Origin of the sequence: Microbacterium sp. CJ77, from assembly GCF_002911615.1 — a bacterium.
Lineage (GTDB): Bacteria > Actinomycetota > Actinomycetes > Actinomycetales > Microbacteriaceae > Microbacterium.
Genome location: NZ_PQBR01000023.1, coordinates 134615 through 147470, shown reverse-complemented (window position 1 = coordinate 147470; position 12856 = coordinate 134615). Strand labels below are relative to the sequence as shown.

The following is a 12856-nucleotide window of genomic DNA, read 5'->3' as shown; positions in this document are numbered from 1 at the left end:
AGTGACCACGCCGCCCCTGTCCTCGGAACAGGAGGCGCTGTTTCGGCGCATCGAGGACACGAACGACCACGTCTTCGTCACCGGCAGGGCGGGCACCGGGAAATCCACCCTGCTGCAGCACTTCGCGGCGAACACGGCGAAGCAGATCGCCGTCTGCGCCCCCACCGGGGTTGCGGCGCTGAACGTCGAGGGCCAGACGATCCACTCGCTTTTCCGGCTTCCGATCGGGTTGATCGCCGATCAGGATCTCGACCAGCCCGAGGCCACGCGCAAGATCCTGGGCGCGATCGACACCCTCGTGATCGACGAGATCTCGATGGTCAACGCGGATGTCATGGATGGGATCGACCGCTCGCTGCGGCAGGCCCGCGCCCGGCGCGCCGAGCCATTCGGGGGCGTGCAGGTCGTGATGTTCGGCGACCCGTACCAGCTCGCCCCCGTGCCGCCCCGGGGCGATGAGCTCGCCTACATCCGCGACCATTACCGCTCGTTCTGGTTCTTCGACGCTCACGTCTGGGCCGGCGCGGATGCCGGGGCAGGGGCGGGGACGGCGCTCGCGGGATTCGGCGACCTCGGTCGCTACGGCGCAGAACTGGGTGTGCACGAGCTCGTCGACATCCACCGCCAGTCCGACGCCGCGTTCAAGGCGATGCTGAATGCGGTGCGCTACGGGCGCGTGACGGCAGATATCGCCGGTGTGCTCAACGACGTGGGCGCACGCACGCCGCCGGCGCCCGAGGCATCCGAAGCCCCCACGATCACGCTCGCGACGCGGAACGATCGCGTGGCGGCCATCAATCGCAAGCACCTCGAGGCGCTCCCCGGCCGGTCCCAGACCGCGATGGCCGAGATCACCGGCGATTTCGGTCGGGGCGAGGGCGCGTACCCGGCCGATGTCGAACTGCAGATCAAGGTGGGTGCGCAGGTCATGTTCCTGCGCAACGACACCGCGTCGTTCGGCGAGGCTCCTCGCTGGGTGAACGGCACGATCGGCACGGTGACGCGGATCACGGGCGGAACGGTGCGGGTCGACGTCGACGGCCGCGAGCACGACGTCGAACCCGCGGTGTGGGAGAAGTACCGCTACAGCTACTCGCCGCTGACCAAGCGCATCTCACGCGAGATCGTCGCCGAGTTCCACCAGTTCCCCCTGCGCCTGGCTTGGGCCGTCACGATCCACAAGTCGCAGGGCAAGACGTACGACCGGGCCGTGATCGACCTGGGCCAGGGTGCGTTCGCCCCGGGACAGACCTATGTCGCGCTCAGTCGGCTGACGTCGCTCGAGGGGCTCTATCTGTCGCGGCCGCTCCGGCCGAGCGACATCCGCGTCGATCCCGACGTCGAGCGCTTCATGCGGTCGGTTCGACGCTGAGGTATCCCTCGATCCGGGGCTTCCTCAGGCGACGGCTTCCTCAGGCGATGGCTTCCTCAGGCGACGGCTTCCTCAGGCGACGGATGCCTCAGGCGACGGATGCCTCAGGCGACGGATGCCTCAGGCGACGGATGCCTCGGTGCGCGCACGCTCGAGGTCCTGGAACAGTTCGGTGTTGAACTGATATGCCCGCAGCACCTCGTCGACGACCCGCTCGCGTTCGTCGTCGTCCCACGGCACGGCATCCAGCTGCTCGCGGTAGACGTCTTTGAAGGCCCGCGGGTCCGCGATGTCGTCGAAGACATAGAAGCCGACGCCGTTGGTCTCGAAGCCGAAGCGCCGCTGCATGACGCGCCCGATGAAGAGGCCGCCCGAGAGGTCGCCGAGGTAGCGGGTGTAGTGGTGCGCGATGAAGCCGCCGGGCCAGGTCGATCCGACCTCCTCGATACGCGCCACGTATCGCTCGGTCGTGGGGAGGGGGCGGATGCTGTCGGCCCAGTCGGGTCCGATCAGAAACTCCAGATCGGCCTCGAGGGCGGGCAGGCGCGTCAGCCGGTCGGTGATGAAGGGTGCCGCCACCGGGTCCGTCGACATCCGATCCGCGGCGGCCTCGAGAGCCCGGTAGATGAAGTAGTGCTGGGTGACGAGCGAGACGTAGTCATCTCGCGTGCCCTCGCCCTTGAGCAGGCCGGACATGAAGCCCTCGCCCTCGCTCGCCGAGTGGGCTCCGCTCGAGCGCTGACGGAGCAGGGTTGAGAACGGGATGACGTTCGACATGCAGACAGCATAGCGGTCCGACTTAGGATGCCCTAAGTGATTTTCAGGCGTGCGGGCGGGGATCGACTCCGAGCTCGGCGCAGGCCGCGTCGTACAGGGCGACGACCTCGCGGCGCACCTCGGACCGTTCGCTGATCGGAGCGCCCGGCCAGGGCACACGCAAGGGGGAAGAGGTGCCCGCGGCATCCGTCACGTCCCAGTCGGCACCGTCTCCGTCGAACCCGATCATGACCGACCCGACCGCGGACGGGTGACCGAACGCACGGGCGATCAGCAGGTTGTCGTCCGTGTGGTCGCTGTTCATGTGGCGGAGCACCGCCGTAACGGTGTCGGCGTCGAAAGCATGCGGCATCTGCACAGCTTAGGACGGCCGGGCGTGATGGAACCGTGACATCGAACCCATAAACTTCTGAAGACGACGCCGGAGGTGAGCATGGCCGCACGATCGATGCGCCGACGTGCGCTCGGAGCGGCAGCCGCACTGTTGGCCGTGACGCTGGTCGCCGCGGGATGTGCCGCCGACGGGCCGCGGGACGTCGAGCTGCCGACACAGGCGGAGGCCGCGCTTCCGGACGATGTGACGACCCAGCTCGACGAAGCCGTGCGCAGCGCGATGGCGGCGACCGCGTCCACCGGTGCCATCGCCGGTGTGTGGTCACCGTGGAGCGGCAGCTGGGTTTCGGCGATCGGGACGGATGCGACGGGATCCGCGCTGACGTCCGACATGACCTTCCGCGCCGGCGACGTGACCCGCATGATGACGTGCGACGTGCTCTACGGCATGGTCGATGACGGGCTGGTCGAACTCGACGATTCGATCGTCGACCACGTACAGGGAGTGCCGTCCCTCGAGGCCGTGACCCTGCTGGACCTGTGCAACGGCACGGGCGGTATCGGCGCGTACCAACCCATCGTCGGCGAGTCGTGGATCACGAATCCGCAGCGGGTGTGGCATCCGCTCGAGATCGCCTCGTTCGGCATCGGTCAGCCGCGTTCCGCGGTCGGCACCGAGTACCGCGAGTCGGATTCCGGGTACGTGCTGCTCGGTCTTGCGCTGGAGCGCGCGTCGGGTGAGACGGCCGCCGCGCTGTTCGACCGCTACGTCTTCCGGCCCCTCGCTCTCGACGACACCACGCTCCCGGGCGTCCGCCCGGCGCTGCCCGGAACCGACCCCCTGCGCGGGTATCGCATCCTGTCGAACGCCGACGGATCGCTCGCGTGTGACGCCCCGGTGGATGTGTCGACCGTCTCGGCATCCGTGGGCTTCACGGATTCGGGTGTCGTTTCGACCGTGACCGACCTCGGGCGCTACGTGCAGGCCACGGCCGTCGGAGCCCTCGCCCCGAAGTCGGGCGAGGGTCGCTGGTCTGCGCCGCTGCCCGTCTTCGCGGGTGCGCCGGCGTGGTTCACCGCGACGGGCGGAGCACTCCAGGCGGGTTCGCTGATCGGCCAGTACGGCGGGATGCCCGGTTACCTGACGGCGGCGTTCGCGGATCCCGCGACGGGAATGACCGTCGTCGTCGTGCTGAACAATTCGACCGCCTCCGCACAGGTGATCGGTGACCTCGCGTTCGAGCTCGCCGCGATCGCATCGAAGGCCCCGGCCGCTTCCGGCGCGACGGCACCCGAGTTCGGGTTGCCGTGGACCGCGCAGCAGTACCACGACGCGATCAACCAGACGAACATCTGCCGGTGACCCCAGCGCCCCCCGGCCGCTCCGGGGCCGTGGCGCTCGTCATCGGCGGGCTGGTCTGCCAAGAGGTCGGCGCTTCGCTCGCCGTGTTGTTGTTCCCGGCGACGGGCCCACTCGGCATGGTGATGCTGCGACTGGTGTTCTCGGCCCTGCTCTTGTGGGTGATCGCGCGGCCGACCGTCCGCGGACGCAGCGCTGGTGCCTGGCGAGCCGTCGTGGTGTTCGGGCTGGTGCTCGCGCTGATGAACGGGTTCTTCTACCTGGCGCTCGAGCGGCTCCCGCTCGGGGTCACCGTGACGATCGAGGTGCTCGGTCCGCTGACCCTGTCGGTCATCGTGGCGCGTCGTCTGTCCGCCTGGCTCTGGGCCGTGCTGGCGTTCGCGGGCGTCGTGCTGCTGGCGGGTGGCGGATGGGACGACCTCGATCTGGTGGGAGTGCTGTTCGCGCTCGCCGCGGCCGCGTGCTGGGCGGCGTACATCCTCTCGTCTGCGCGGGTCGGACGAGAGTTCTCGCAACTCGACGGGCTGGCGATCGCGATGGCCATCGGCGCGGCCGTCGCACTTCCGCTCGGAATCGCGGATGCCGGTGCCGCGCTGCTGAACCCGGTGACCCTGGGCCTCGGCGCCGCTGTCGCGGTGCTGTCGTCGGCGATTCCGTATGCGCTCGAGCTGACCGCATTGCGAAGGTTGCCGGCATCCGGGTTCGCCGTTCTGATGAGTCTGGCACCGGCCACCGCGACGCTCGCCGGGTGGATCCTGCTCGGGCAGTTCCTGACGCTCGTCGAGCTGACGGGTATCGCGCTCGTGATCGTGGCGAGCATCGGCGCGGTGCGTGCGAGCGGTCGCGCGGCGGGTGCGGCGGCGCAGCCGGTCGGGTGAGGTGCGTGTGCGGGTCCGGCGCGGCGGTCAGGCCGGGGGAGTCGCCATGCCCGTCAGGACCTCGACCAGATGCGGTCCCAGCGGCCGGTCGATCTCGCGCACGAAACGCGTGCGGTGACCGTGATGGTGCAGGTCGCCCAGGCGCTGATTGCGCAGGTCGGCGATCGTCTGTCCGCGCCCCGGACCGTCGCTCGTGTCGACCGTGATCGGCACGAGCGGTGCGCGCGTCGCCGTCACATCACCCACCGCGAGGGCGGCAGCGAGCGGGTCGTGCAGGGCGCACATCCGTCGCCCGTAGGTGGGCTCGTAGAAGTCGAAGTAGTGGTCGAGGATGTGGCCGAGTGCCCGTGGAAGCGGTGCACTGGCTGCCAGCAGGGCTTCGCGGTCGGCCTCTTCGAGGGTGTGCTCCATCGTCACGTCGAGCGGGACCAGGGTGAGGTCCCAGTCCGCGGCCAGCACCGCGGCCGCAGCCTCGGGGTCATTGGCGATGTTGGCCTCGGCGACAGCGGTGATGTTGCCCGCCGCGACCCCCGCGCCACCCATGATCGTCACGGATCGGATGCGTTCGGTCAGGGTCGGGTCGGCCCGCAGGGCCAGCGCGAGGTTCGTGAGGGGGCCGATCGCGACGATCTCGAGATCGCCCGCATACTCGTGCGACAGTTCGAGCAGTAGGTCGACGGCGTGTCCCTCGCGCGGCTCGCGGGCGCTGCGCGGCAGCTCGACATCCCCGATTCCGTTGTCGCCGTGCACGTGCGGGGCGCCGCCGCCGAAGCCGTGGCTCAGGTGGTCGTGGGCGCCGATCGCGACGGGCACATCCGGCCGGCCCGCGAGATCGAGCAGGTCGAGCGTGTTGCGGGCGGCCGGGGCCGAGGCCAGGTTGCCGCTCACGGTGCCGATCCCCACGAGCCTGACCGCGGGGGAGGCGAGCAGGTATCCCAGGGCGACGGCGTCATCGACGCCCGGGTCGCAGTCCAGGTATAGCGGGCGCGGGGTTGCGGCGATGATGATCTCCTTGCGGTGCCGAGGGCTCACTGCGTTATACCCCGCGGAGGGAGGCGTCAGCAAAACGCGGCCGGGGAACGGGCGATGCGAGCCGCGCGGGGTGATGGAATGGCGGGTATGGCTCTGCCCCCACTTCCGCCCCTTGTCGTCGTCGGCAGCATGAATGTCGACCTGACCGCGAGTGTGCCGCGCCTGCCCGGTCCGGGCGAAACCGTGCTCGGCGGCACGCTCACCCGCGAGCCCGGAGGCAAGGGCGCGAATCAGGCCGCGGCGGCCGCCCGGCTGGGCGCGAGGGTCCGCATGATCGGATGCGTCGGCGATGACAGCGACGGACGCTGGATGCTCGAGGGGCTCGCCGACTCGGGCGTCGACGTCAGTGGTGTCTGGCTCGGGGACGAACCGACCGGCACCGCGCTCATCACGGTCGATGCGCACGGCGAGAATCAGATAGCGGTCTGCCAGGGTGCGAACGCGGACGTTTCGCTGCTGGGGGTCTCGTTCGAGCCCGGCGAGGCGGTGCTGGTGCAGCTCGAGATCCCGCTCGAGATCGTGTCGGCGCTCGCCGTATCGGTGCCCGGTTTCTTCGCGGTCAACGCGGCCCCCGCGACACCCCTGCCCGATGCGGTCGTGGAGCGGGCCGACCTCATCATCGTGAACGAGTCCGAGTACGCGCTGCTGCCGCAGCTCGCCGCGGCCCGCACGGTCGCGGTCACGTATGGCGCGGATGGCGCCGCGCTGCGGCGCGACGGGGTCGAGGCGGCGCGGGTTCCTTCACCGCGCGTCGACGTCGTCAGCTCCGTCGGCGCGGGGGACGCGTTCTGCGCGGCCCTCACGCTGGCGCTGCACGCCGGGTGGGATGACGAGGTTGCGCTGACGGCCGCGTGTGCGGTCGGGGCCGACGCGGTGAGGCATCCGTCCGCTCGTCCGCCGCTGCGGCCTCTCGCGGAGTACGCTTCCGCGCCCGCCTGACCGGCACGCCGAGCCCGCCGCCCGAATGTGGCTCGCGTCAGGGGAGGGTGGTCAGCAGCCGCCGCGCGGTGGCGACCTGTGCCGAAGGGTCCGCATCGTCGGTGAGAGACCAGGCGGTCAGCGCCGACCACAGGGCCGCCCAGATCATGGCGCCACGGATCCGCACCTCGAGCGCTGACCCCTCTCCCGCTTGGGAGAGGAGATCCGTCACGAGCGATCGCCACTCCTCGAACTTGCGCCACGAGGCCTCAGCGGCGGCGGGATCGGCCGCGATGATCGCCGCGCGAACCTTGATGAGCGACAGGCGCTCCGAGTCGGAGAGCAGCATCTCGCGATACGCGTCGACGACGGCGAGGGGGAGTGCAATCCTGCTGTCGCGCTGGTCGAACCGGTCGCGAAAGACCTGGGCGCTCTCGTCCATCCCGTGCCACAGGACGTCCGCCTTCGTGGGGAAGTACCGGAAGAGGGTCGGCTCGCTGATTCCGGATCGTTCGGCGATCGCAGCCATGGTCGTCTCGGCCCACCCGTCCCGGCCGATGTGGGCGAGCGCGATCCTGCTGATCTGTGTGGGGTCTCCTGCTCGTGGTCTGCCACGCGTGACTGCCCGGCCGCTCATGCGCTCAGCATACGTCGGGCAATTGCGGGGGCTGGCGGGCGAGGGTCACAGAATCTATTATGAGGGTGACACTCAATAAAGCCGCTCGGCGGCGAGCCGAAGGGAACGACAAGATGAGCGAGCACGAGGACCCGGTCGCCGTCGTCACGGGGGCCGGACGTGGAATCGGTGAGGCCATCGCAGAACGACTCTCCGCTGACGGATGGTACGTCGTCGCCGTAGACCGCCAACCGGAGGGCATCGAGTCCTTCGTGAGCCGGACGCGTCCGGGCGGGGCGGAGGCCGTCGTGCTCGATGTCACCGACCGTGCGGCGGTTCTCGCGTTCTTCGCCGGTCTGGACGAACGGCTGGGGCGGGTCGACGCCGTCGTGAACAACGCGATGTGGGTCCACTACGCTCCGATCGCCGAGATGACCGAGGAATCGCTCGACGGCATGTTCGCCATCGGTCTGAAGGCCGCCTTCTGGACGATCCAGGGTGCGCGACCCATCATGGCGCGGCGCGGTGAGGGGGTCGTGGTCAACATGTCGTCTCCCGCCGCCACGCGCGGCATGCCGGGAAGCAGCGCCTATTCGGCCATCAAGGGCGCGGTGTCGAGCTTCACATGGCAGGCCGCGCGCGAGCTCGGTGCCGATGGCATCCGGGTCAACGGGGTCATACCCGGTGCGGTGCCGACGCCCGGAGCCCGGCAGGTCGTGGACGACGAGGGGTACGAGATCCGACGGAAGATGAGTGCGCTCGGGCGACTCGCCGAGCCCGTCGACATCGCCGCTGCGGTGGCCTATCTCGTATCGCCCGATGCGCGATTCGTGACCGGACATCTACTCGCGGTGGACGGTGGGCTGTGAGCGCGCTCGACGCACTGCCCGAGGTGTTCGGCGACCTCACCGATGTCGATGACCTCCGCGCGAACGCCGCACGCGGATGGGCCGCGAGGAGCGATCGCGGAATTGAGGTGTTCGGTTACGACCAGGGGATGCAGGTGCTCGAGCATCCCGATCTGCTCAAGGGCCCGTCGTTCCAGTACCGCCTCGATCAGCTCGGCATCTCGGGCGAGGCGCGGCGCTACATGGACATGGGCATCACCAACAAGGAGGGCGAGGAGCGCAGACAGATGCGTGCCTCGATGGGCGCCCTGTTCCGACCCAGCCAGGTCGCGCGGTTGCGTGCCGCCATTCGCGAGGTCGCCGAGTCGGTTCTGGACTCCGTGACGGATCCGACGCACTGGGACCTGATGCGGCTGTGTTGGGAGATCCCGGCGCGCACCTACTGCGAGCTGGTCTCGATCCCGCACTCCGAGTCGGGCACGGTCATCCGGATCGCGGATTCGGTGCTCGGCACGCTGTTGAACGTGGACACGCGCCGCAGGGAGGAGGCCGAAGCGGCGATCCTCGAATCGGTCGACATCGTGCGGACGCACCTGGACGCGCGGCGCGCGGACCTCGGCGACGACTTCACCTCCGTGATGATCCGGCAGCAACAGGACGGTCTGATGACGGAGGAGCAGCTGGTCGCCCAGTCGTTCGCGCTGCTCCAAGCGAGCGTCGACAACACCGCGCACCAGATGGGCAACACGTTCGGGCTCCTGCTGACAGAGCCCGAGAGGTGGCGGCGGCTCGTCGGCGACCGATCAATGCGCGGCGCGGCCATCGAAGAGGCGATCCGCCTCCACCCGCGTTTCGGCACCATCTTCCGCCTGGCGTCGACGGACGTCCGGATCGACGACGTGGTCATCCCGGAGGGCTCGTGGGTCTTCGTCTCCGCGCGAGCGGGTCAACGGGATCCGGAGTTCTTCGACGAGCCGGACGTCTATCGGTGGGATCGTCCGGCGACGCGACCGCTCATGTTCGGCGCCGGCCCCTACAACTGCCTCGGGCAGAACCTCGCTCGGATGGAGATCGAAGAGGCTCTCGACGCCGTTGCGGAGCGCTATCCCGACCTCGAGCTCACGGGTGGGTGGAAACGGCGCAGTACCAACGCCGTCAGCGAGACGACGGAGCTCGTGGTGGATCTCGGACCCGCGCGGCGAGTCGGGCGATCGGTCTTGCAGACCTCGGAAGAGCGGCCGGAGGCTCCGGCCGACGGCACCGCTGCGCTCCGGCCGGGAGAGCAGGTCATCGACTGCGTCGTCGACGGGATCGAGCCGGTCGGTGCGGACATCCTCTCGCTCCGGATGCGTGCGGCGGACGGCGGCGACCTGCCGGTGTGGTCGGCTGGCGCCCATGTCGACCTGCTCCTGCCCGAGGTCGGGGCGCGTCAGTACTCCCTGTGCGGCCCCACGGAGGATCGTACGGTCTACCGCGTCGCCGTGCTGCGCGAGTCGACCGGATCCGGTGGTTCCCTGTACGTGCACGAGCGGTTGCGCGTGGGCGACGCTGTGCAGCTCCGTGGCCCTCGCAACACCTTCGGCCTGGCACCGGCGACGGCCTATCGGTTCGTCGCCGGGGGGATCGGCATCACCGCCATCCTGCCGATGGTCCGGGAGGCGCAGGCTCGCGGCATCGACTGGACCCTCGTCTACCTCGCCCGGTCGTCCGAGGGTCATGCCTTCCGGAACGAGCTGGCCGACCTGCCGACTGAACGCCTGACCCTCGTGAACACGGGCGAGACGGGCCGTCCGCTCATCCACGACATCGTGGGCACTCATCGAGCGGGCAGCCTGCTGTACGCGTGCGGGCCGGCCGGCCTGCTGGCGGCGATCGGCGATTCGTCCTGGCCCGATGACGCGATCCATTTCGAACGCTTCGAACCGGACCGCGCGGCCCTGGATGCGCCCCGACGGCCGTTCCGGCTCATCCTCGCCGCGTCGGGCGAGGAGATCGACGTGCCCGCCGAGGTGTCGGCTCTCGACGCGGTTCTCGGGGCCGGGGTGTCGTGGCCCTATTCGTGCCGCGAGGGCACGTGCGGGTCGTGCGAGGCACGCGTCGTCGCCGGGGCGGTCGATCACCGAGACGCGATCCTGACCCCGGCCGAGCGTCGCGCGAACGAGTCGATGATGCTCTGCGTATCGCGCGCCCAGTCGGCCGAGGTCGCGATCGACGCATGACGACGACGGCCCGCCACGATGTGTGGCGGGCCGTCGTCCGTGCGTTCGGTGGTCGTCAGCGCATCGCGCCGACGACCATGTCGGAAAGTCGCTGGAAGCGGGCGATGTTCGCTGCCTGTGGAAGGAGGCCCGCGGTGAGACCGACGAACGTCACGTCGAGCTCGGGGTCGACCCAGTACAGGGCACTGCCCGCGCCGTAGTTGCCGAACGTCTGCGGCGACGTGAGTGTCCCCAGCTGCGTGTTGACCATGCGGTCGCCGCGGACGTTGAACCCGAGCCCGAGGTAGGCGGGCGGCACCTCGTAGCCTGCGCGGAGCGCGACGACTCGATACAGCTCGTTCGGCATGTCGCCGGTCCAGTTCGTGCGCGCGCGCCGCATTGTCGTGGGCGAGATGATCGATCCGCCGGGGGCGGCGCCCTCGCGGCGGAGCATCTCGGCGAAAAGCAGCAGGTCGGCCGCAGTCGACGCGCCCCCCGCCCAGGCGGACTCGTTCGATTCGGCCAGGTGGAGTCCGAAGTCCCCGGGAGTGGTGCGCGACAGTGAGCGGATCGGCACGACTCCGCGCATCTCGGGCTCGATGTGGCGTTCGCGCATCCAGGACTTGATTCCGAGAGCGGTGTCGCTCATTCCGAGGGGATCGAAGAGCTCCTCGCGCATGATGGTCGCGATGTCCCGCCCGGCGGGGTCCGTCCGCACGAGGGCGGCTGCGAGGAGCGCGTGGTTGGCCATCGGCGAGTAGTCGCACCGCGTGCCGGGCTCGACGACCCCGTGGACGAGGCGGACCACATGACCGACCGTCTCTTCCAGCACGTCCAGCAGGAGGTCGGGCGCGGGTTCCCACACACCCGGCATACCCGTCGTGTGTGTCAGGAAATGGAAGATCGTGGCGCGTTCGCGCGGCTCACCCGCGAACTCGGGGATGACGTCGACCATCTTGGTGGTCAGCGCGAGACGCCCGAGCTCGACCCAGCGCAGCACGAGAACGTTCACGAACGCCTTGGTGATGGAGAAGATGCTGAAGACGGAATCTTCTGCGATAGGCCGTGTGCCCCGCTCATCCGACGAGCCCTCGGTGATGTCGAGCACGAGCGATCCATGCCGCGCCACCTTGATGGAGGCTCCGTAGTAGAGCCCCGATTCGATGTCGGCTCGTACGGCGGCGGTGATGGCCTCGAGGCGGGTCGCGTCCACGTCGGGGAGGGGGTGAGTCATCATGTGGTGCACCTGATCGATTCTGGGGCTTCTAGGAGTCGGCGGCGGTCTCGGCCTCGTACGCCGTGATCGCTTCGGCCGCGATGCGGAACGATTCGAGCGCCGCGGGTACCCCGACGTAGATCGCCGTCTGCATCAAGACCTCACGGATTTCGTCCACGCTCACGCCGTTGCGGAGGGCACCGCGCACGTGGACGGCGAATTCGTGTCCGCGATTGAGCGCGGTGAGCATCGCCAGATTGATCATGGACCGCTCCCGTCGGCCAAGGCCCTCGCGCGACCAGACCGTTCCCCAGCAGTATTCGGTCACGAGTTCCTGGATCGGACGGGTGAAGTCGGTCGCCGAGGCCAAGGAGCGTTCGACGTAGTCGGCACCGATCACCTCGCGTCGGATGCCGAGGCCGGATTCGTAGGTCTGGGCGTGGGTGTCGGTGCTCGTCATTGTGGCTCCTCGATCAGGGCCGCCCTGGTCGACGGTCCGATAGCTATCATGCTGTCTTACAAAAATATTCGCAATCGAAGTCCCGTAAGGTGACAGGCTGTCTGACGAGAGTCCCGGAGCTTGATAGCCTTCAGGCATCTCGGTTCGAGGGAAGAGAGCCCGAATGTCCAACATGGCCGTCACTCGCCACCCGCCGATCCGTGACCAGATCGCCGGAATTCTGCGCTCCGCGATAGTCAGCCTCGAATTCGCACCCGGTCAGCTCCTCGTGGAGAGGAACCTCTGCGAGCTGACGCAGGCGAGTCGCCCGTCCGTTCGCGAGGCTCTGCGTCAGTTGGAGGCGGAGGGCCTGGTCGAGTCGCAGAACGGCCGCGGGACGATCGTGCGCGTCATCTCGGCGGAAGAAGCAGCGCAGGTGTACGAGGTGCGCGCTGAGCTCGAAGGACTGGCTGCGCGACTGTTCACGGAGCGTGCCACGGCCGAGCAGAGCGACGCGCTTCGGTCAGCCCTTCGCGAGCTGGCAACAGCGATACGCGGGGAGAAGTCGAGCAAGCAGATCCTCGACGCGCAGGCCGACTTCTACCGCGTCCTCTTCGAAGGCTCGGGAAATCCCTTCCTCGAGCGGACTGTGCAGGGAATGCAGGTGCGCATCGCTCAGTTGCGTGCCACGACGCTCGCCGTGCCCGGCCGCGCGGCGGCATCCCTCGACGAGTTCGAGCAGATCTTCGAGCGCATCTCGACGGCTGACGCCGAGGGTGCCCGGCAGGCGGCGGTCGAGCACGTCCGGCGCGCCGGTGAAGCGATGGCGCGCTCGCGCCCGGCGATCTGACCGGCGACCGCCCCGACCA

13 protein-coding genes are annotated in these 12856 nt (G+C 69.1%); 7 read left to right on the top strand and 6 right to left on the bottom strand.

Annotation, left to right across the window (positions count from 1 at the left end; all coding sequences use genetic code 11):
* The first annotated feature begins 1 nt into the window (after position 1).
* On the top strand, positions 2–1372 hold the full coding sequence (locus tag C2868_RS12530; RefSeq protein ID WP_103663415.1) for an ATP-dependent RecD-like DNA helicase: 1371 nt from the start codon (positions 2–4) through the stop codon (positions 1370–1372).
* Positions 1373–1492: 120 nt separating this feature from the next.
* Here C2868_RS12530 and C2868_RS12525 read toward each other — a convergent pair whose 3' ends face one another.
* Complete coding sequence (locus tag C2868_RS12525; RefSeq protein ID WP_100812459.1) at positions 1493–2149, bottom strand: heme oxygenase (biliverdin-producing); 657 nt, start codon at positions 2147–2149, stop codon at positions 1493–1495.
* Positions 2150–2192: 43 nt separating this feature from the next.
* A complete protein-coding gene (locus C2868_RS12520) occupies positions 2193–2501 on the bottom strand; it encodes a DUF2470 domain-containing protein (protein ID WP_100812819.1) in 309 nt (102 codons plus the stop codon).
* 81 nt (positions 2502–2582) lie between these two features.
* Between C2868_RS12520 and C2868_RS12515 the strand changes: the two genes are divergently transcribed.
* Positions 2583–3845 carry a serine hydrolase gene (locus C2868_RS12515; protein WP_100812458.1) on the top strand — a complete coding sequence of 421 codons (1263 nt, stop codon included), beginning with the start codon at positions 2583–2585 and terminating at the stop codon, positions 3843–3845.
* Positions 3842–4720, top strand: a complete 879-nt coding sequence (locus C2868_RS12510) for a DMT family transporter (RefSeq protein ID WP_232711357.1) — start codon at positions 3842–3844, stop codon at positions 4718–4720. The genes C2868_RS12515 and C2868_RS12510 overlap by 4 nt, the downstream gene beginning before the upstream one ends.
* 27 nt (positions 4721–4747) lie before the next feature.
* Here the strand turns inward: C2868_RS12510 and C2868_RS12505 are convergent, their stop codons facing one another.
* Positions 4748–5752, bottom strand: a complete 1005-nt coding sequence (locus C2868_RS12505; protein ID WP_232711356.1) for a nucleoside hydrolase — start codon at positions 5750–5752, stop codon at positions 4748–4750.
* An 87-nt stretch (positions 5753–5839) separates the two neighbouring features.
* On the opposite strand from C2868_RS12505, the gene C2868_RS12500 reads away from it, so the two are divergent.
* The gene (locus C2868_RS12500) at positions 5840–6691 is read left to right on the top strand and encodes a ribokinase (protein WP_374935782.1); all 852 of its coding nucleotides are present in this window, start codon (positions 5840–5842) and stop codon (positions 6689–6691) included.
* Positions 6692–6728: 37 nt separating this feature from the next.
* Here the strand turns inward: C2868_RS12500 and C2868_RS12495 are convergent, their stop codons facing one another.
* Complete coding sequence (locus C2868_RS12495; RefSeq protein WP_100812456.1) at positions 6729–7307, bottom strand: TetR/AcrR family transcriptional regulator; 579 nt, start codon at positions 7305–7307, stop codon at positions 6729–6731.
* 113 nt (positions 7308–7420) lie between these two features.
* Between C2868_RS12495 and C2868_RS12490 the strand changes: the two genes are divergently transcribed.
* Together C2868_RS12490 and C2868_RS12485 are read left to right on the top strand one after the other, a co-directional pair.
* On the top strand, positions 7421–8155 hold the full coding sequence (locus C2868_RS12490; RefSeq protein WP_157814032.1) for an SDR family NAD(P)-dependent oxidoreductase: 735 nt from the start codon (positions 7421–7423) through the stop codon (positions 8153–8155).
* Complete coding sequence (locus C2868_RS12485) at positions 8152–10353, top strand: cytochrome P450 (RefSeq protein ID WP_100812454.1); 2202 nt, start codon at positions 8152–8154, stop codon at positions 10351–10353. Before C2868_RS12490 ends, C2868_RS12485 begins: the two co-directional genes overlap by 4 nt.
* 55 nt (positions 10354–10408) lie before the next feature.
* Here C2868_RS12485 and C2868_RS12480 read toward each other — a convergent pair whose 3' ends face one another.
* Positions 10409–11569, bottom strand: coding sequence for a serine hydrolase (locus C2868_RS12480; protein ID WP_100812453.1), 1161 nt, complete (start codon positions 11567–11569; stop codon positions 10409–10411).
* 28 nt (positions 11570–11597) lie between these two features.
* The gene (locus C2868_RS12475; protein WP_100812452.1) at positions 11598–12008 is read right to left on the bottom strand and encodes a carboxymuconolactone decarboxylase family protein; all 411 of its coding nucleotides are present in this window, start codon (positions 12006–12008) and stop codon (positions 11598–11600) included.
* A gap of 172 nt (positions 12009–12180) precedes the next feature.
* On the opposite strand from C2868_RS12475, the gene C2868_RS12470 reads away from it, so the two are divergent.
* On the top strand, positions 12181–12837 hold the full coding sequence (locus tag C2868_RS12470) for a GntR family transcriptional regulator (protein ID WP_181003468.1): 657 nt from the start codon (positions 12181–12183) through the stop codon (positions 12835–12837).
* Positions 12838–12856 lie beyond the last annotated feature (19 nt).